The organism is Flavobacterium foetidum, from assembly GCF_004634245.1.
In the GTDB taxonomy this organism is placed as follows: Bacteria; Bacteroidota; Bacteroidia; order Flavobacteriales; family Flavobacteriaceae; genus Flavobacterium; species Flavobacterium foetidum.
In genome coordinates this window covers 495,724-514,887 of record NZ_SJTF01000001.1, presented here as the reverse complement: position 1 = coordinate 514,887, position 19,164 = coordinate 495,724, and the positions used below count along the sequence as shown (strand labels likewise).

At 36.1% G+C, this 19,164-nt stretch carries 17 protein-coding genes; 7 read left to right on the top strand and 10 right to left on the bottom strand.

Going from position 1 to position 19,164, the window contains the following annotated elements:
* Window positions 1-16 precede the first annotated feature (16 nt).
* A complete protein-coding gene (locus tag E0W73_RS02235; protein ID WP_135220454.1) occupies window positions 17-883 on the top strand; it encodes a chromate resistance protein ChrB domain-containing protein in 867 nt (288 codons plus the stop codon).
* Window positions 884-945: 62 nt separating this feature from the next.
* Window positions 946-1,443 (top strand): hypothetical protein, encoded by a 498-nt coding sequence (locus E0W73_RS02230; RefSeq protein ID WP_135220453.1) that lies wholly within the window; start codon window positions 946-948, stop codon window positions 1,441-1,443.
* 145 nt (window positions 1,444-1,588) lie between these two features.
* Here E0W73_RS02230 and E0W73_RS02225 read toward each other — a convergent pair whose 3' ends face one another.
* Entirely contained in the window at window positions 1,589-2,083 is a 495-nt protein-coding gene (locus E0W73_RS02225; RefSeq protein WP_135220452.1) for a TlpA family protein disulfide reductase, read from the bottom strand.
* A gap of 180 nt (window positions 2,084-2,263) precedes the next feature.
* Between E0W73_RS02225 and E0W73_RS02220 the strand changes: the two genes are divergently transcribed.
* The 4 genes from E0W73_RS02220 to E0W73_RS21540 all read left to right on the top strand — a co-directional run bounded on the left by E0W73_RS02220 (window position 2,264) and on the right by E0W73_RS21540 (window position 5,305).
* Window positions 2,264-2,566 carry an ArsR/SmtB family transcription factor gene (locus E0W73_RS02220; RefSeq protein ID WP_135220451.1) on the top strand — a complete coding sequence of 101 codons (303 nt, stop codon included), beginning with the start codon at window positions 2,264-2,266 and terminating at the stop codon, window positions 2,564-2,566.
* 7 nt (window positions 2,567-2,573) lie between these two features.
* Window positions 2,574-3,680 carry an NADH:flavin oxidoreductase gene (locus E0W73_RS02215; protein WP_135220450.1) on the top strand — a complete coding sequence of 369 codons (1,107 nt, stop codon included), beginning with the start codon at window positions 2,574-2,576 and terminating at the stop codon, window positions 3,678-3,680.
* A gap of 421 nt (window positions 3,681-4,101) precedes the next feature.
* Window positions 4,102-4,938, top strand: a complete 837-nt coding sequence (tyrS, locus tag E0W73_RS02210) for a tyrosine--tRNA ligase (protein ID WP_244248417.1) — start codon at window positions 4,102-4,104, stop codon at window positions 4,936-4,938.
* Window positions 4,939-4,951: 13 nt separating this feature from the next.
* Complete coding sequence (locus tag E0W73_RS21540) at window positions 4,952-5,305, top strand: S4 domain-containing protein (RefSeq protein ID WP_244248416.1); 354 nt, start codon at window positions 4,952-4,954, stop codon at window positions 5,303-5,305.
* 34 nt (window positions 5,306-5,339) lie between these two features.
* Here the strand turns inward: E0W73_RS21540 and E0W73_RS02205 are convergent, their stop codons facing one another.
* The 7 genes from E0W73_RS02205 to E0W73_RS02175 all read right to left on the bottom strand — a co-directional run bounded on the left by E0W73_RS02205 (window position 5,340) and on the right by E0W73_RS02175 (window position 15,785).
* Window positions 5,340-5,858 carry a hypothetical protein gene (locus E0W73_RS02205; protein WP_135220449.1) on the bottom strand — a complete coding sequence of 173 codons (519 nt, stop codon included), beginning with the start codon at window positions 5,856-5,858 and terminating at the stop codon, window positions 5,340-5,342.
* Window positions 5,859-5,967: 109 nt separating this feature from the next.
* Complete coding sequence (locus E0W73_RS02200; protein WP_135220448.1) at window positions 5,968-7,104, bottom strand: acyltransferase family protein; 1,137 nt, start codon at window positions 7,102-7,104, stop codon at window positions 5,968-5,970.
* Window positions 7,105-7,204: 100 nt separating this feature from the next.
* Window positions 7,205-7,852: a DUF1349 domain-containing protein gene (locus tag E0W73_RS02195; protein ID WP_135220447.1), complete on the bottom strand. Its 648-nt coding sequence runs from the start codon at window positions 7,850-7,852 to the stop codon at window positions 7,205-7,207.
* A gap of 192 nt (window positions 7,853-8,044) precedes the next feature.
* Entirely contained in the window at window positions 8,045-10,261 is a 2,217-nt protein-coding gene (locus E0W73_RS02190; RefSeq protein WP_135220446.1) for a glycoside hydrolase family 3 C-terminal domain-containing protein, read from the bottom strand.
* 206 nt (window positions 10,262-10,467) lie between these two features.
* Complete coding sequence (locus E0W73_RS02185) at window positions 10,468-12,111, bottom strand: DUF6377 domain-containing protein (RefSeq protein ID WP_244248415.1); 1,644 nt, start codon at window positions 12,109-12,111, stop codon at window positions 10,468-10,470.
* Between the two features lie 185 nt (window positions 12,112-12,296).
* Window positions 12,297-14,558 (bottom strand): acyl-CoA dehydrogenase family protein, encoded by a 2,262-nt coding sequence (locus tag E0W73_RS02180; protein ID WP_135220444.1) that lies wholly within the window; start codon window positions 14,556-14,558, stop codon window positions 12,297-12,299.
* 303 nt (window positions 14,559-14,861) lie between these two features.
* The gene (locus tag E0W73_RS02175; RefSeq protein WP_135220443.1) at window positions 14,862-15,785 is read right to left on the bottom strand and encodes an EamA family transporter; all 924 of its coding nucleotides are present in this window, start codon (window positions 15,783-15,785) and stop codon (window positions 14,862-14,864) included.
* A 110-nt stretch (window positions 15,786-15,895) separates the two neighbouring features.
* On the opposite strand from E0W73_RS02175, the gene E0W73_RS02170 reads away from it, so the two are divergent.
* The gene (locus E0W73_RS02170; protein ID WP_135220442.1) at window positions 15,896-17,320 is read left to right on the top strand and encodes an aminotransferase-like domain-containing protein; all 1,425 of its coding nucleotides are present in this window, start codon (window positions 15,896-15,898) and stop codon (window positions 17,318-17,320) included.
* 77 nt (window positions 17,321-17,397) lie between these two features.
* Here E0W73_RS02170 and E0W73_RS02165 read toward each other — a convergent pair whose 3' ends face one another.
* Both E0W73_RS02165 and E0W73_RS02160 read right to left on the bottom strand, forming a co-directional pair.
* Window positions 17,398-18,345 (bottom strand): bestrophin family protein, encoded by a 948-nt coding sequence (locus tag E0W73_RS02165; protein WP_135220441.1) that lies wholly within the window; start codon window positions 18,343-18,345, stop codon window positions 17,398-17,400.
* Between the two features lie 47 nt (window positions 18,346-18,392).
* Complete coding sequence (locus tag E0W73_RS02160; protein WP_135220440.1) at window positions 18,393-19,115, bottom strand: hypothetical protein; 723 nt, start codon at window positions 19,113-19,115, stop codon at window positions 18,393-18,395.
* Window positions 19,116-19,164 lie beyond the last annotated feature (49 nt).

The following is a 19,164-nucleotide window of genomic DNA, read 5'->3' as shown; positions in this document are numbered from 1 at the left end:
TCTTAATTAAGAAAAAATGAAATGGATCACACGGGAAAGACCCAAAATTGACAGAATTGCGTGCCCATGGCTTATTAAAAAGTTTATCGATTCTGAGGCCGAATTCCTGTATGTTCCATTTGATGACGTACTTAGCAAAGCAAAAGAACTTGGCGCCATACCGTTTGACATTCCAAATGTAGAATATAGCCATTACAATGAAGAATGCACATTTGATTATATTGTAAAAAAACATCAAATCACTGATCCTGCTGTTTTAACAATGGCAAAAATTGTTAGAGGCGCCGATACCGACCAACATAATCTAGCAAAAGAAGCTGCGGGGCTCTGGGCGATTTCGGCAGGGCTTGCTCATAACATTACCGACGATCATTTATTACTGGAAACGGGTCTGAAAATTTATGACGCACTTTACAGCTGGGCCTCCTATTTGTACAACCAAAACCATCTCCAGAACAGCCCTTTCGAAAGCCTGTTGCAGGAAGTTTATAAAAAATTTCTAGCCGAAAAGAAATCCAATAAAAAAACTCCTTCTTGGGTAAAAGAATTAAAAGAAATAATACAAGATCAGATTGACACCCAATTTACTTTTGATCTGAAAAAGATTTCAAATGATTTAGAGCTAAACCCATCCTACTTATCCAGAGAATTTTCAAAGTATTTTGAAGATCTTAATTTTGGGGAATATGTACGCAAATTACGTATAGAGAAAGCCATAAATCTGATTCAGAATTCTACTTTTACCTTAACGGAAATCGCCTATATGACTGGGTTTTCAGACCAAAGCCACTTTACAAGAATCTTCAAACTCCACACTGGAAAAAATCCTTCTTCATACAGAAAAAACGCTTCAAAAAGTAAATCAGATACAAAAGGTAAATAGTGTTCTATTTATCAAAATGAACCATACTTAGCTTTGTTTTCCGATTAAAAAACAAACTATTTATGACTATTAAGCACATTTACTTATTTCTTTTATTGACCTTATCGGCCAATATCAATTCTCAAACTGTTTATCCTAAAATTACAGGGTACTTCGGCATTATGCATCCCATTACTACAATAAGCAATGAACAAACCAATGTAAACTTTCGCGATTATTATGCCGTTGGTTTTCCCACAGGCATTAACATTTGGAAAAATCAAAAAATTGGTTTTTCATTTGAAGTGGTTCCTAATATTAGAGTTCAGGGTGGCAGTGATAAAGTTAGCAATCTGCTGTTTCATCCTGGGGTGCTGGTCGCATTGGGAAATGGGTACACTTTTGCCGGAAGAGCAGCTTTTGAAAGCGGAGGCAGATATGGTTTTACACCTGTAATCAACAAAACCATTATTAAAAGCGAAAATTGCAGTTATTTTGCAGCTCTTCCGTTGCCAATACGTTTTGGAAATGACCATCCCGCAACATTTACGGTTGGTTTTCAGTTTGGTATAGCTTTTTAATTTCTGTTAGCTAAAACACAAAATTTAAAAAATCTCGCAAAACCACAGATTCGCAAAGAAAATTAATTTAAAACTTTGCGACTCTGCGACCATGCGAGATAATTGCTTTATATAACTTAACTAGCGTTACTGGCTGTTAAGAAAACTATTGCGACCCTAGAAGCTCGTTTATTTTATCTTCTAAAGCTTTTCCATGAATATTTTTGGCTAAAATGATTCCGTTTTTATCTATCAAAAAATTCAACGGAACCGACTGCAGCATGTAATCGTTCACTACAGGAGATTTCCAATATTTTAAATCGCTTACATTTGTCCAAGGCAACTTTCCTTTTGCAATTGCAGCCGTCCATAAAGGCTTTTTGGTATCCATAGAAACGCCATAAATTGATAATTTATCTGGATAAGCACTATGAAGTTTGACTAGTAATGGCTGCTCTTTGATGCACGGACCACACCATGAAGCCCAAAAATCAACCAAAACCAAAGAGCCTCTCAACGAAGAAAGTGCTGTATTTTCTCCTTTTGCATCTGGAAGATCTATTTCTGGAGCAATATCTCCTACATCTACGCCTACAACTTGTGCTTTAGAACTGGTAACCACACAGCATAGAAACGCCGCGATTAGTAAAGTTTTTTTCATAGTTAAGTTTATTTATTTGGGGTTCAATCTTATAATCAGCACACTATTTGCGAGATTATTCTATAGGCAAATATAAATTTTCTATCCGAAAAGAGCTAGTTTCCGAACTTCCAATCCTAAAATTATGCTAAATATTTTTCACTTAATTGATATATCGGGAAAAGTCGATATATTTGTTTCATGGAAACGATAGAAATTTTTAAAGCTCTTTCTAATAAAGCCAGACTTCAAATGTTGGAATGGCTTAAGGAACCCGAACTTAATTTTCCGGGACAGTTAGAACATGGCGGATTTGAGCATGGTGTCTGCGTTGGGCAGATTCAAGCCAAAGCTGGCTTGACGCAATCTACAGTATCTGAATATTTGTCTATTTTACAACGCGCTGGTTTTATAGAAGCCAAACGTGTTGGGCAATGGACTTACTATAAACGCAACGAAGGTGCCTTTGAAGCACTTAGTAAATTAATTCAATCTAATTTGTAAAATTACTATGAGTACAAACAACCTATTTTCTGAATTTAACCTAAAATCGTTAAATCTGAAAAACCGAATCGTAATGGCGCCAATGACGCGCTCTTTTTCTCCAAACGGAGTTCCAACGGATGAAGTCGCAGCTTACTACCAAAAAAGAGCTGAAGGCGAAGTTGGATTAATTTTGTCTGAAGGAACTGTTATCGACAGGAAATCTTCTTCTAATGATGCTAATGTCCCTCATTTTTACGGGGATTTAGCGCTAAATGGCTGGCAAAAAGTAATTGACGAAGTTCACGCTGCTGGCGGAAAAATGGGGCCGCAGATCTGGCATATGGGAATTATGGATAATCACCATTCTGGATGGGTGCCGCCGGTTCCATTCGAAGGACCTTCTGGATTAAACCGTCCTGATTTTAGAAACGGTGTAGCCATGACTGAAAAAGATATCGAAGATACTATTCTCGCTTTTGGTAAAGCTGCCGCTGATGCGAAAAGATTAGGTTTTGACACCATCGAAATTCATGGTGCTCACGGTTATCTAATTGACCAATTCTTTAGAGCTGAAACTAATTTACGTGAAGATGTTTATGGCGGCAAAACATTGCCTGAACGCAATCGCTTTGCTATTGAGGTAATAAAAGAAATCAGAAAACAAGTTGGAAGTGATTTTGCTGTAATTATGCGTTTTTCTCAATTCAAACCTTCTGATTACAACTATAAACTGGCTAAAAATCCGCAAGAATTAGAAGCTTGGCTCACTCCTCTTGTTGATGCTGGTGTGGATATTATACACGCTTCGCAACGCCGTTTCTGGGAACCTGAATTTGAGGATTCTGATTTAAACTTTGCCGGATGGGCCAAAAAAGTAACCGGAGCGCCAACTATTACAGTAGGTTCTGTAGGACTTTCTGGCGATTTCTTTGGTGCGTTTGCTGGAGAAAGTTCACAGCCAACTTCTTTAGAAGAATTGAACAGACGTTTCGACAGAGGCGATTTTGATCTGGTTGCTGTTGGAAGACCTCTCTTGTCTGACCCAAATTGGGTGGCTAAAATCAAGGCTGGAAAAACGGATGAATTAAAAGGTTTCAGCAAAGAAGCTTTAGCAGAATTGGTTTTAGAATAATTTTTCTTTTGAGATACAAAGTTACAAAGGTTCAAAGGGACAAAGGTTTTTCCTTTGAATCTTTATTGTTTGCTACAATACTCAAATCTGTTTAGATCTGCTTTAATCTGTATAAATCTGCGTGAAAAAATCTATGCGCAAAAGTATTTGAGGGAGATTTTAAAAAAAATTCCAGTAAATCAAATTTGATTTTATTATTCTACCAACCGATAAATTATTATAAAAAATTTATCTTTGCAGTCATGAAATTCTTGAACAGCATATTACGTCTTCCTTTTTTCAGCACTTATTATTATGCAATAACATCTGCTCGGATAGGCTATGCATATAATTCAACGTATTCTCAACTGTAAATTAGACAAATAAATTATATAAACCTTAAAGCCCGGGCATTGCGTCCGGGCTTTTTTATTTTCAAAAAATGGAAACAATTCAAAAATTAAAAGAAAATGCGGCCATCTTTCTTCCTGAAAATGGTTTGGAAGAAAAAATCAATCAGGCTCAAAAAGAAAACAGAAAACTAGTCATCAAACTAGGATTTGACCCCACTGCTCCCGATTTGCATCTAGGACATGCTGTTGTATTGAAAAAACTAAAACAATTTCAGGATCTCGGACATCAGATTGTGATTGTGGTAGGAAGTTTTACAGCTAGAATTGGCGATCCTACAGGAAAAAACAAAAGCAGAAAACCGCTTAGCAGTAAAGAGGTACAGCACAATGCCGAAACTTATATTACACAATTATCCAAAATTATTGATGTTGAAAAAGCTAAAATTGTTTTCAATTCAGAATGGCTAGACGAACTTTCTTTTGCTGAAGTGATTCAGATCATGTCGAATGTGACAGTTGCGCAATTGATGCATAGAAATGATTTTAACAAACGTTTTACCGAAAATACGCCGATTGCAATGCACGAACTCGTTTACCCAATTTTACAAGGTTTTGATTCGGTCAAAATAAATGCTGATATTGAAATGGGCGGAACCGACCAGCTGTTCAATTGCACAATGGGAAGACAATTGCAGGAAAATTTTAGAATGGCAACCCAGATTGTAATGTGCATGCCTTTATTGAAAGGCCTTGACGGAAAAGAAAAAATGAGCAAATCGCTTCATAACACTATCGGACTGATTGACGAGCCAAAGGAAATGTTCGGCAAAACGATGTCGATTCCAGATGATCTTATTTTAGAATTTTTAGAATTGACAACCGATTTTTCATTCGAAGAAAAACAAAAAAATCAAAAAAAGGCTTGAAAATGAAAATCCGATGAAAATTAAAAAACTGATTGCCAAAAATATCATAACGCAATACCATGACGCAGAAAAGGCAGATGAAGCAGAAGAATTCTTTGTTAATCAATTTCAAAACAAAAATTTAGATGTGAAATCTTTTGTTCCAGTTTTAATTTCTACATTAGAAAATGAATCTGATAAAATCGCCCTAATTGACCTTTGTGCTTCATTAAAAAATGAGATAACAAAATCGGCTAACAGGAGATTGATTGAAAGCGGTGCTGTACAAGTCAACAATGTGAAAATTACAAATCCGTACGAATCTATTGCTTTACAAAAAGAAACAAAAATTAAAATTGGAAAACGAAGTTTTTATGAATTACGCTAAAAGATCAAAGGGAACAGCAGCGTTCCCTTTTATTTTAATCTTCGTCATCATCGTAATCTTCTTCATTATCAAATTCAAAAAAATCATTCGGATCAAAAGGAATATCAGCATCGGGATCTTTATCGTGTGCTGTAACTCCTGGAGGATTAAACAATCCCCAGCTGTCCTTGATATAATTATATTGATCAAATCCAGCAACCCAGTCAACAAACAAAAGACGAAACTCTTCAATCGTATTTCGAAGCAATTCGATATAATCCTTATCTCTGATTCCTTCTTCAAAACGAAGACTTCCGGCCTGAACATACAATTCTCTGGCAGCTTTACGAATCAGCGCGGCATTTTCCATTCTTAAATCATACAAATCACCGCCTTCTGCTCCAGCAATTTTTACTGGAATAGTCATGGAATTTTCAAGCATGTACTTAACCACAGTTTCCTGCAAGTATTCATTCTCAGGCGGCACAATCTGTACCAGGCCTTGTGTCAGCTGAAAAATCTGTTCTGCCTTGATGTATATAGGCATTTTGTGGGTATCATCAATCGGTGACATTTCTTATATTTTTGAGAATCAAATCTAACTAAAAAAGGGATAAAACAAAAATGTTTCATCCCCTTCTGCATTTGTAACTAACAAAAATTACAAACTCTAAAAAAAAAACTTATGCAGCTCTTTTCTTCTGAAATTTATTCTGAAGCCATTTGCGAACTGGCTCATCATACAATTTCAAACATAAATAAGCCAACAATATACTTGCAAATAAAAGAGCGATTCCGAATGGATAACCTTCTTTTAATGATACTTTTTTATCTACTACCCAAGCCGTGTACCAATAAATCAGCGGATAATGAGTAATGTAAATTGGATACGAAATGTCTCCCAACAGCTTGCAGATTTTATTTGAAAATTCGCTTTTGATATGTCCGCCAGCGCCAATTGCCACAATTAGCGGAAATACCAAAATAATGCAGAATGACTCATACAATCCATTGATCCAAAGACTGTTTTCATCGCCAAATCGTGGCAGAGCCAAAACAATAGTTATTAAAATAGTGCAAATCCAGAAAGCGTTTTTTAGGTGGATCAGCTTTCCTAAACGGCATAGTGAAACTCCCGCAAAGAATGGAAATAACAATCTTGTAAAACCTACATTCATTTGCTCCAAATTTAGAGACCATCCGCCAATGACATCTCCCTTGGGGCCAAAAACCGTATAATTAATTAACAGACCGGCAAATATTACCACAAAAAACGTTAGCACCTTGTTCGAAAATCTGCGGAAAAACAGCGCATACAAAATGTTTGCAATATATTCAAAGAAAAGCGACCACGCAGGACCATTTAACGGATGCATTTCTCCCCAACCTCTAATTTCCATTGAAGGCGGAATTGGCAATAAGGTAAAACCTATTATCATGGTCAAAATCACTTTCCACACTTCCATCCCGGCAATCTGCGGAAACAATATATCTGACGCCTGAAAATAATACAATAACGCCCCAATAATCATTCCTAGAATCACCATTGGCTGTAAGCGAATCAATCTGCGTTTGTAAAACTCCCATTGCGTCATATTTCCCCAACGATCATCATAGGCATAGGCTACAACAAATCCCGATAAAAGAAAAAAGAAATCTACAGCCAGATATCCGTGGTTGATAATTTGTATAAAACGGTTCCCGCCGCTATGAGATTCGAAAATATGAAAAGCCACGACTAAAATAGCCGCAACTCCACGCAGACCGTCCAGAATTTCATAATGTTTCTTTGGTTGAATATCTGATGAAATTGTATTCATTTATTTTGGTTTAAGGTTATGATCGTTTTTTAATCATAGATTTCTAACATTTTAAAATCTATAAGCTTGGATATTGGAATTTAAAAAATTGGAATTTTATTTACTGATGATTCTTAAGCCATTCAAGCCTTCGCTGATCTGGCAAATGTTTTACGGTAAAATTTTCGAATTTTGCTTCAAAACCTTTTCCGTCAGGTGAAGCGGCCATTAATCCTACCATGACCGGTTTATTGTCTTCTAAAGGAGCATTTCTAGTCATGATGTAATTTTTATCGTCTAAAGAATAAAATACCTCCACAGCATCTAATCTTCTAACGACTTTTATCCAGATAAACGGCGGTGCTTTATCTAATGCTGTCACACTCCAATCACTTTTTTCGTGAGTCACAACTGTACTGACATTGAATTTTCCATCGACAAACTCCACTCCCGTTTTGATGTAGTTTTTTTCATCAATACGAATCATTAGCCCCATTTGATCAAAACGTGCGATATAATTTCCTGTCAATTTTACTTTTGCTTCAAACTCACCTCCATAATTGGCATAATAAAATGGCGCATCGTCTACTGTAAATCCGTAATGCGAAATCCTCCAGTAATCACTATTTGCTGTAACATTCATAATCAGGGCATTGTTTTTAATTTCCCATTTTTCAGGTTCGTTAAACCATTGCATTTTATTCAAGCTTTGCGCTGAAAGATTTTGCATTAAAAATAAGGCTAATACTGCAAGGATAATTTTTTTCATGTTATTTTTATTTTTTTTAACCATTTAAGATATTAAGAAAATTAAGCTAGACTTTAATAATACTCATTTATATTTAAGAAAATAAAGCTCTCCTTTATTTTTCTTAATGCCAATGGTAAAATTAAACTAAAGCAAAGCTGCAAATTTTTTAGACTTGCAGCTTTACAACCAACCAATTTAGAAATAATGAAATTATTGAAGTGAGAATCCCACTTTAGATTTTATATCTGTAGAAGATGCTCCGATAACAGCTTCAAAGGCTCCTGGCTCAGCAACCCAGTCGTGTTTTTTGTCGTCAAAGAAACTTAAAGCCGTTTTATCGATTGTAAACGTCACTGTTTTTTCTTCTCCAGCTTTAAGAGCCACTTTTTCAAAACCTTTTAATTCTTTTACCGGTCGAGGCAATGAAGCTTTTAAATCACTGATATAAAGCTGAACCACCTCTGATCCGTCGCGACTTCCTGTATTTTTTACCGAGACAGAAAATGTAATCTTATCTCCTGTTGTCATTTGTTTTTTATCAGCCGTTACTTTTCCATAAGCAAAAGTGGTATAGCTCAGTCCGTGACCAAACGAAAACAACGGTTTGATTTTGTTTTTGTCTGCCCAACGGTATCCAACAAAAATTCCTTCATTGTATTTTACGTCGTCACCACCTGGGAATTCTCCTAGGGCATGAGCTCCGTTATCGTTTAATTTTACTGGAAAAGTAAAAGAAAGTTTTCCTGACGGATTTACATCTCCAACCAAAACATTTGCCAAAGCATTTCCAGCTTCAGTTCCTAAGAACCATCCCTGAACCACTCCTGGAACTTCTTTGATCCAAGGCATCGCAACGGCATTTCCTGAAATATTTACGAAAACAATGTTTTTATTCACTTTGGCTAATTCGCTGATCAATTTATCCTGACCATAAGGCAATTCTAGATGTTTGCGATCATGACCTTCGTCATCCTGATTTTCGCTTTTGTTCAAACCTCCAATAAAAAGAACAATATCGGCATCTTTAGCAATTTTTAAAGCTTCAGCCGTTAATTCGGACTGCGGACGTTTTTCTTCTAAGCTTACTTTAGCCACTACCCCATTATAGTTGCTAGTTGGGTCTCCAACATAACCTCTTGCATATACAATTTCAGCCTGATTTCCGATTCTTTTCTTTAATCCTTCCAGAGGGGTGATTTCGTATCTTGCTTTTAGAGAAGAGCTTCCGCCACCAACAGTCATCATCTTAATTGCATTTTCTCCAATGACCGCAATCTTTTTAGTTTTTGAAAGATTGATTGGCAGAATATTGTTGTTGTTTTGTAATAAAACGATTCCTTCTTCGGCAATTTTGCGTCCTGCCAAAGCATGTTCTTCAGTTCCAAAAGAACCAAAAGGACGGTTTCTGTCCATTGTTGTCAAGAAAGATAAGCGTAGAATACGGCGTACTTTCTCGTCTAGTTCTTTTGTGCCCACTTCACCTTTTCTGATCATTTCAGAATAGGGTTTTGCCAAATAATAGTTATCATAAGCATTGCTTGTTCCCCAAGAAAGACCATTTGTCCAAGAACCAAATTCCATATCCAATCCGTTGTGGATGGCTTGTTTGGTATCGTTTACACCGCCCCAATCTGAAACTACAACACCTTTAAAACCCCATTCTCCACGAAGAATATCGTTTAGCAAATACTCGTTGTGGCAACATTGCTGCCCTTTATATTTATTGTATGATCCCATAATCGACCACACATCACCTTCTTGAACTGCGGCTTTAAAAGCTGGAAGATAAATTTCGTACAATGCACGATCGTCTACGATTACGTTTACAGAGTTACGATTTGTCTCCTGATTGTTTAAAGCGAAATGTTTTACGCAGGCCGCAACTCCATTTGCTTGTACGCCTTTAATATAAGGAACCACCATTTTTGAGGCCAAAAACGGATCTTCTCCCATGTATTCGAAATTTCGCCCGTTCAACGGACTTCTGTAAATATTAACTCCTGGTCCTAATAGTACGTTTTTGTTACGGTAACGAGCTTCTTCTCCAATCGATTTGCCGTACAATAAAGACAATTCTTTATTCCATGTCGAAGAAAGTGCTGTCAAAGCCGGAAATGCAATACAAGAGTCGTTTGTCCAGCCAGCTTGATCCCATTCGTCCCATTTTACTTCTGTACGAATACCGTGAGGCCCGTCAGTCATCCAGTTTTCTGGAATTCCCAAACGTTTTACTCCTGGCGAACTAAATTTGGACTGTGCATGAATCATCGCGATTTTCTCCTCGGTTGTCATTCGCTTTAGCGCATCTTCTACACGTTCATTAATTGGCTTTCTATCATCAAGATAAACCGGAACTTTATTTTGTGCATTCATTCCGAATGAACTCAATAAAACTAAAACAACGATTGTTTTAACGTTTTTAAACATAACTATTGTAATTTATTTAAGCATTCAATATCTGCAAAAGTACTAGTGGTCATTTGTACCTTTATCATATTGTAAAACTAAAACGTTATCGTACAGGTTATATTTTTGAACGCAAAAAAGTAGTGATTTAAAAAATTAAAACATTGATTTATAATTACATAAATAAAAAAAAGCACCAAAAAAAGTAGTGCTTTTAAAATTTTTATCTATGTTTTTAATGCCATCGAACCAATTTTCATGACCATTTCTTCGAAATCATTTCGCGAAACTGCAGCCTTATTCCTTCCTCTTGTTCTGTAATTGTAAATGGTGCTTAAAGAATAACGAAGAAATGCCGCAATCTTAACACTGTCTGTTATTCCGAGTCGGATCAAAGCAAAAATTCGGAGTTCGGTATTTAGCAATTCTCCTTGTTTCAAAACAATCTGCTCTTCCGGAATTAAAAGCGCATTAAAATCTTTTACGAAAGTCGGATAGAGATTTAAAAAAATGATATCGAAATTTTTGTAAAGCTCTTCAAGCTCGTTATCTACTAAAGTAGTTGACTTTAAGATTTTGTAAATTTCGTCAAACTGTTTGGCCGTCGCTTTTTTATTCAAGATAATTCTATAATTCTCCAATTTGTTGATGTATGTCGAACAAAGGCTAAAAAAATGCGCGATATATTCTTCTTTAACATGATTCGATTCAGACAATTGCGAATTGGTTTTCTGAAGCTGTTCGTTTGTTTCGGTGATGTCTTTGTTTAACTCGGCTAATTTCTGGCTGGTTTCATACAATTCTGCTCGAATTTTAGATACCTTTTTCATTTGTTTGTAGACATAAATTACAGCTGCAATCAAAAAGACCGATAACAAGCTAATACACAACAAATAAAGCTGTAATTCTGTTTTACGTTTTGCTTCTTTCTCAAGATAAACAGTGTTGATAATCGAGTACACCTCAGACATTAACAGGGTTCGAAACTGCACATTGCAGTATAAAGCATCTTCAATAGCCGATTGTGTCAATTTATAAGCCATATCAACATCGCCAATTTCATAAAAAACCAAAGCAAGTTCCTGTAATGAAGCATTGTCCTTATTGGCGTTTTTAAGATCTGATGTTGCCGAAAGCGCATAATACCTCTTTCGCAGTTCAAGATTATTAGTGGCTTCATAAATTTTGCCAAGCAAGTAAGTAATCATTGCATACTGCGGATTGTCTTCTTTTGTAACCGCCAGCAAATCTTGCAACTGCTTCTTTGTGTTATCAAATTTTTTATGGAAAATATCTTGCTGAATACGGTTTATCTTATAGCTAAATGAATTTGGATTCAGAATTGTAAGCAGAGAATCTCTGTATTTTATAATTTGTTGGCGGTATTCTTCATTATAGCTATTTGCAGCATAATGTTCAAAAAATTCGCGGTACGATATATAATAGGTTGGCAACAAATCTGAAGAAATCGTTTTTTTATTGATGCTTTTCAGAATGGCTTCAGATTCTCGGTATTTTCCGGACGAGGAATAAAGCGTAACCAATTGAAGCTGCGCCAAATTAAATAGATTTTTATCTTCAAGCTTTTCGGCTATATTGATGTTTTTTTTTACATATCGAATTGCGGAATCAGAATTGAATTTCTGGTATTCTAAGTATAATGTTTTATTGTAATTGTACTCCTGCTCTGGGGTAAGATTTTCAGATTTTATTTTTTTGAAGTTTAAAATCCGTTCTTCTTTGAGTCTTACATAATGTTGTTTGTTTTTGATGGCATTGTTTAATTTCGCCAAAATTACATCTTCGCTATCCAGTGCAAAAGACGGAATACAAAATAAAAAAGCACAAAAAAGTAAAAAGTGATTTTTCACTAGAAAAAGATAGATAGTTTAATAGGGAAACAAATATAATGATTTTAGATCCTAAGATACTAAGTGGCTAAGGTTCTAAGTTTTTTCTTTTTTTTGCCGCAAATTTCACGAATTTTCACGAATGAATTCTAATTTCTTCTTTACATCATATTTCGTGAAAATTTGTGAAATTCATGGCAGAAACCTTATTTTACAGCAATTGGCGCCGCTAAACAGCTTTCCGGAATATCAAAAGCGTTGACAAGCGCAACTGCATCTGGGCGAATATCCCAACACAATTGGTTGACTATTTTACGAATTGCTTTTGTTTTTACGGCTTCCATATAGCCGTCTTCTAGATACCACGCTTTGTTTTTTTCTAGTTGCGAAAGCGCAAACAGCTGATAAACCTTGGTAAGGATTTGCTTTGATTTTTCATCTTCAATGTTTTTTAGAGCTTCTTGAAACTGCTCCAAAACAATGCGCTCCAAATAAGCTTGTGCTACATCAATCATTTGATGTTGTACGACATTAAAAGCGTCATAAGCTTCTAATCCGCCATCGACCAATTTCTTGATACGTCTCGCTGCAGAAGCCAATATCGTTTTTTCTCTGTGTATGAATGCCTGCAAATGAAATTCGCTGTCGAGTAAATGTTCCTCCTCTGTTCTTCTGGTTGCAATCGGATTTTTTTCTGCTAAAGCGGTTTTGGCATTTTCATAAACATAATTGATAATTCCCAAAGATCCCATTTCTCCAAATGCTTTTCTAAATTCAGATAAACGGTTTTTTGCCACCAATTGCATCAATACCGTATTATCGCCTTCAAAAGTGGTGTAAATTTCGGTATCGTTTTTTAGCGCATCGATTCTGTTCTCAGACAAATATCCTTTTCCGCCACAAGCTTCACGGCATTCTTGCAAAATATCTCTTGTACTCCAGGTTGAATACGATTTCATTCCAGCTGCCAAGGCTTCTATTTCTTGCATTTCGGCTTCCGTTCTGTTCAAAAATCTTTTGGTTAAATACTGAAGAGCGAAATGTACAGCATACGTTTTAGCCAAATGCGGCAATAATCTACGCTGATGCATTCTGTAGTTTAAAATCGGAACTTCTGCGCCGCCTTCTGGTCCGAATTGCCTTCTTTGATCGCTGTAGCGAATAGCAATTGTTAATCCAGATTTCGCTGCCGCCAACGCAGATCTTGGAATCCCGATTCTACCTCCTACCAAAGTTCCTAACATGGTAAAAAATCGACGGTTATCACTTGGAATCGGACTTTCGAATTCTCCTTTTTCGTTTACCGAAGCAAAACGATCCAGCATATTTTCCTTTGGAATTACGACATTGTCAAAACTGATTGTTCCGTTATCTACGCCGTTTAGTCCCATTTTATGACCGCAATCACCAATTGTAACGCCTTCTACTACATTGCCGTCAGAATCTCGTAACGGTACCACAAAGGCATTAACGCCATAATCATGTCCGTCAATAATCAATTTTGCAAAAACAGTGGCCATTTGTCCATGAACTGCTGCATTTCCTATATATTCTTTCTGAGCGTTTTTGTATGGTGTATGAATCGTAAAAGTCTGATCATTATGATTGTACGTTGCGGTGGTTTCCAGACCTTTTACGTTTGATCCGTGATGCGTTTCGGTCATGGCAAAACAACCCGGAAGTTTCAACGAACCAATATCTCTTAAATATTTAGCATAATGTTTTTCGGTTCCTAAAGATTGTACGCTCATTCCCCACAGTCCAAATTGCACGCCGAATTTGATTACTAAACTCAAATCGTGATAACTCAGCGTTTCCATAATCGCAAAATAATCGGCTATGTTCTCTCCTCCTCCATATTGTTTTGGATAAGCCATATTTCCCAAATTTTCATCGGCAAGAATTTTACACCATTTGTAAACCGTCTCTCTGAAAACATTGATGTCAGTCGACGTTTCATAAGCAAATTCGGGTCTTGAAATAACCGATTTTACCTTTTTTATGATTGGCGCTTCTGTTCCGTCTAGAAATTCAGTTATTTTTTTGATGTCAAAATTCTCCGATGTCTGCGAATTAGCCGTAAATGACGCTGCCTTGGTTTTAAAATTCTGCAACGCTTCCTCACCTAGGATACCAAGATCATTTTCAAGCTTTACAAAGTCAGATTCGATTGGCGTTAGATCCAGATCATCTCCTGACAAAGCTTTTGCAATATCAAAAATCGATTTTATTGATGATTTATCCTGAATACTTTTCTCAATATCTGATTTCCATTGTGTAAGTTCACTTCGCGAAGGCGGATTTGAAATATCAACTTTTGAAAGAAGAAACTCTTTTTCGTCTTGAGAAAGAGCAGATAGTGAATTTATAAATTCTTTTAAGGTCGAAAACTCTTTCTGCGTCAAAAGATCATCAGACCACACTAAATAAAATAACGGAATAAAAGCTTGAAGTTTGTTGTTTTTCATATCAATAGATTCGGATTCGTATTCGTTTTTATATCACCACAGATTACACAGATTAAAATGATTTTCTTTCGCCACGAATTTTCACAAATTTTATTTACTATTCTCATAATCTAATTCGCTGGAATTCGTGCAATTCGTGGCAACATTTTTTCGCACAAAGAATACAATCAGTTAAATCAGTGGCTAAATAATTTTTCTGTTTAAAACATAAAAAAAACAGAAATGAAAAATAGTCATTCCTGTTTTAAAACCCTGTTAAGATTCTCGTAATTTTACATTTTAAACCAATAAAAAATAGTAAGATTATGTCTGGCGAGAATCTTTAGACGACAGGATATATTTTTGCTTTATGGCAAAAAGATGATGTGAATTAAAAACTAACACTGCAGCAAATATGATTCCGTATGCTGTAATCTGCAAAGGCGTTATATTTTCTTTAAAAACAAAGGCTGCCAACCCAAATGCAATCATCGGATTAATGTTTAATAACATTCCAACTGTTGAAGAATTGATTCCAGAAAGCGCGTACAAATTCAGGAAAAGCGGTACAATTGTAAATAAGATTGCGATTGTTTCGATACAGAAATAAAATCTAAATTCTGTTGGAACCGGTCCTCCATAACTTGGATAAAATGGTACTAAAAACAAGGCAGCCAATGTTATATGAAAAGTCAAAACAATAAATTTATCAAAATTCTTATTGGCACGCTGGCTTACCAAATAAGCTGCATACGTGAGACCAATAACGATACTAAAAAGCATATCCATAATATCGGTATAAGAAAGCAACAAACAGCCCGAAATGCTAAGTCCAACCGAAATCCATTGCGTTTTGAGCAGTTTTTCTTTTAGTATAAAATAAGCCAGCAACGTCGTTAAAATCGGACAAACTAAGTACGCCAAAGACGCCGCTTTAATGCTTACATGATTCATAGCATAAATAAACGTAAACCAGTTTGCCATCAAAAAAGCACTGCCGCCAATATTCAGAAGAATTGATTTTCTTTTTTCTGATTTCGGCATCGCTTTAAAGATTGCGATCGTTTCTTTTATTTTTTTTCTTTTGAATAAAAAAGCAATCAAAAGCATTAAGATACTGCAGCTGAAAACACGAAAAAATAGAATATCCAAGGAAGGATAATCGTGAATAGGCCTTAACACCAAACTGAAAAGTCCCCATGTTACAAAGGCGGTTATTGCGGCTATATAGTACTTTGTTGTTTTCACAAAATTTCTCTTTTGAATTTGTTTTCTTTTGATGAAGCAAATTTCTAAAAAATAAGACAGCAATACAGATACAGTTTTTGTAAATTGCAGCAGAACAGTTTTTATTTTTTATGAAAAATTCCAGTTACTTATACCTTCAGTTTGCTGACTTAATTGAGAAACAAATAAAATCCGGACTTCTCAATGTGGGCGACAAACTGCCATCAATCCGCGAAGTCTGTGCAGAAACGGGTTACAGCATGAGCACGGTCAGCAAAGCGTATTATGAAGTAGAAAGCCGCTCTTTGATTGAGTCAAGACCGCAATCAGGCTATTATGTGAGTAACATTTCGGCTCGTAAAATTCCGGAACCTTCTGCAAGCAATCCTGTTTTAACTGTTGAAAATATCGAACGCGAAGACCTGATTGATTTGGTGTATGGAGATATGCGCAAAAAGGATCTGACAATGCTTTCACTTGGTTTTCCTTCAAATGAATTACTACCAATAGCCAAATTAAACAAAGGAATGGTTCAGGCTATGCGCCAATTACCCAACAGTGGCACCAGTTATGAGGAAATTCAGGGAAACAGCAATTTACGAAAAGAGATAGCACGCTGGTCCTTTACTTGGGGCGGTTCTCCGACTGAGGAAGATATTATTACAACACCCGGATGTATTTCTGCTATTTCAGATTGTTTACTGACCCTGACAAAACCTGGAGATACCATTATTACCGAAAGTCCCGTCTATTTTGGTATTTTGCAGTTGGCCAGATCTTTGGGGCTTTACGTAATGGAGCTTCCAACCAATATGACAACGGGAATCGAGCTCGAAGCAGTAAAAAAAACGCTTTCATCCAAAAAAGTAAAAGCCTGTGTCTTGATGAGCAACTTCAGTAATCCTTCTGGAAGCATGATGCCAAACGAACATAAAAAAGAAATCGTCAAGATGATGGAATTCTATAATATTCCATTGATTGAAGACGATATTCATGGAGATTTGTATTTTGGCACAAGCCGTCCGACGAATTGCAAAACTTACGACCAAAGCGGTATTGTTCTCTGCTGCAGCTCAGTTTCAAAAACGTTAGCTCCTGGTTATCGCGTGGGCTGGGTTTTGCCTGGGAAATTCAAAAAAGAGGTGTTGCGAACCAAATTGTATCATACGATTTCTTCTCCCACAATTACTCATGAAGTTGTTGGTGATTTTTTGAAAAATGGCCGTTACGAAAATCATCTCCGCAGAATAAGACAAATCTTAAACCGCAACTGCAACAACTATATCAATACCGTTTTAGAATATTTTCCGGCTGGAACCAAAGTAAGCCAGCCACAAGGAGGCTTTTTTCTGTGGGTAGAACTTGATAAAAACATAGATACGGCTGCGTTTTACCATCTGGCGCTTAAACATAATATCAGTATTGCTCCTGGAAGAATCTTTTCTTTTCAGGACCAGTTTTCAAACTGTATGCGTTTGAGTTTTGGGCTTCCTTGGTCAAATGAATTAAGGCTGTCTATACAGACATTAGGAAATCTGCTTAAAAAATATTCCTGATAAATCATAAAAATGCCAGACAGCGCCACTAATTAAAACGCTGCCTGGCGACAATTGAGAAACCAAGTCAATTATTGTTACAAAACGTAGTAAGCCTCGCTTTCTACCTTTTTAGCATCATCTTTTAATTCAAACTCTTTCAAAATATCAAACTCGCTTTGGTATTCGTTAAGCATTTGTCTTATATTTTTTTCTATTGTATTGGCAATTGCCGTTACAGGAGTATCTGTTGGCCTGTTTTCAAACGGATCTTGCAGATGAATTGCCATTCTCTCAATTAAAAAGAAGGCTGCTCCAATAGCAGTAATCAATGGAATCGCAAACCAGCTCAAAACACTTGTAAGTCCGAAAGGCAATAACAGAATAAACAAACACAATGTCAGCCTGATGTACATGCTATAGGTTGTCGGGAAAATCGTGTTCTTAATTCGCTCACATTTTCCCATTTCATCGCATAATCTTGATAATGTGTTATCAATTTCAACCTGCTGATAGGCATTGATTTTCTTTTCGTTTTTAGCGTTTCTCAAATCTCTTCCGTGCAGCATCAAGATTGCATTCGGAACATTTTGATGATTTTTGATGTACTTGATTTCTTCTTCGCTCATCAATCCGTGAAGCGGTTTTACAGCATCTTTATTTCGGAGCGACTGTCCTAAGCTATAACACCAGGCAATTTGTCTTTTTGCAAAATTTTCTTTGAATTCGCTTGCTTCAACAGAAAAATCAGGATCTTCATAAAATGTCAGCACCTGACGAATCAAAGTTCTCGAGTCGTTTACAACAGCTCCCCATACAATTCGGGCTTCCCACCATCTGTCATAAGCCTGATTGGATTTAAAGGCTAGCAAAAGCGAAATAATGGTTCCGATCATGGTCGGAATTGCAATCGGAATATCGACCGGAAGCGTTACAAAATAGTGATGAAAGACTTCAAAAACTACTACATAAGCCATTACAAGGGCAATTTCTATTTTAATTTTCCCGAGAACGTACTTCATTGGTATTCTTTTCTTTAACAGCATACTTTTCGGTTTTTAAATTAAATTACACTTATTCTAAAACAGGTTTTTTAAACCAGTTCCTCGTATAATGAAAGTACTGGAAGTCCCAGTTTTTCATTAATATTTTCCTTTTTTACTTTCTTAAATTTGATTTTTTCTCCTTTGCGGGTTTCTACCAACATATCAATATTATGTTTCGTAATGGCCTCAGATAAAAATGGTTCTGCATTTTCGAAATTATCTTCAAAACTTGCCGTCTGGCTCACAATCTCAAATGAAAAGTTTTCGCTCAAAAATTGCTGCACATCTTTTATATGAATATTCACGTCTGAATTTTCTATATAAAGCGCTTTTTTGAAAACATCTTTATTGATTTCTGTGCTTAAATGTAGAATCGGGCATTTCTGATTGCCTGCAAGCTGCACTAAATATTGATGGATTTTTTTGGTTTCCTGTTTATAAGAAGGTGTCAGGATTACCAGTTTTACTGAAAAAACTTCAATAATACGTTTAAAAATAGGCGACGAAAGTCCGTACTGATTGTGAACTTTTAGTTTGCAGTTAGGAGTATGATCAATAATATAACGACAAGTCTCTAAGACTTCTTCTTGGCTTTTGGTAAGGCTAGATCGCATTTCTCTCAAAAAATTGGAAGAAGAAAATGTGTCTGGTGCCTCAGAAACTAATACTAATATAATTTCTGAATCAGTATTTTTAGACTGATTTACCGCAGATTTAACAGCAGAGATAGTGTCGTCTTTTAAAGTCGTAGGTATAAGGAAATTTTTCATAAGTATAACAGTTTAGTTTATACTTACAAAGTAACCAAGTGCAAATTAG

What these genes read in the sequence shown, in the direction of transcription:
- E0W73_RS02235 (WP_135220454.1), top strand. Translation starts at nt 17, where the DNA reads ATGAAATGGATCACACGGGAAAGACCCAAAATTGACAGAATTGCGTGC.
- E0W73_RS02230 (WP_135220453.1), top strand. Translation starts at nt 946, where the DNA reads ATGACTATTAAGCACATTTACTTATTTCTTTTATTGACCTTATCGGCC.
- E0W73_RS02225 (WP_135220452.1), bottom strand. Translation starts at nt 2,083, where the DNA reads ATGAAAAAAACTTTACTAATCGCGGCGTTTCTATGCTGTGTGGTTACC.
- E0W73_RS02220 (WP_135220451.1), top strand. Translation starts at nt 2,264, where the DNA reads ATGGAAACGATAGAAATTTTTAAAGCTCTTTCTAATAAAGCCAGACTT.
- E0W73_RS02215 (WP_135220450.1), top strand. Translation starts at nt 2,574, where the DNA reads ATGAGTACAAACAACCTATTTTCTGAATTTAACCTAAAATCGTTAAAT.
- tyrS (WP_244248417.1), top strand. Translation starts at nt 4,102, where the DNA reads ATGGAAACAATTCAAAAATTAAAAGAAAATGCGGCCATCTTTCTTCCT.
- E0W73_RS21540 (WP_244248416.1), top strand. Translation starts at nt 4,952, where the DNA reads ATGAAAATTAAAAAACTGATTGCCAAAAATATCATAACGCAATACCAT.
- E0W73_RS02205 (WP_135220449.1), bottom strand. Translation starts at nt 5,858, where the DNA reads ATGTCACCGATTGATGATACCCACAAAATGCCTATATACATCAAGGCA.
- E0W73_RS02200 (WP_135220448.1), bottom strand. Translation starts at nt 7,104, where the DNA reads ATGAATACAATTTCATCAGATATTCAACCAAAGAAACATTATGAAATT.
- E0W73_RS02195 (WP_135220447.1), bottom strand. Translation starts at nt 7,852, where the DNA reads ATGAAAAAAATTATCCTTGCAGTATTAGCCTTATTTTTAATGCAAAAT.
- E0W73_RS02190 (WP_135220446.1), bottom strand. Translation starts at nt 10,261, where the DNA reads ATGTTTAAAAACGTTAAAACAATCGTTGTTTTAGTTTTATTGAGTTCA.
- E0W73_RS02180 (WP_135220444.1), bottom strand. Translation starts at nt 14,558, where the DNA reads ATGAAAAACAACAAACTTCAAGCTTTTATTCCGTTATTTTATTTAGTG.
- E0W73_RS02170 (WP_135220442.1), top strand. Translation starts at nt 15,896, where the DNA reads ATGAAAAATTCCAGTTACTTATACCTTCAGTTTGCTGACTTAATTGAG.
- E0W73_RS02165 (WP_135220441.1), bottom strand. Translation starts at nt 18,345, where the DNA reads ATGCTGTTAAAGAAAAGAATACCAATGAAGTACGTTCTCGGGAAAATT.
- E0W73_RS02160 (WP_135220440.1), bottom strand. Translation starts at nt 19,115, where the DNA reads ATGAAAAATTTCCTTATACCTACGACTTTAAAAGACGACACTATCTCT.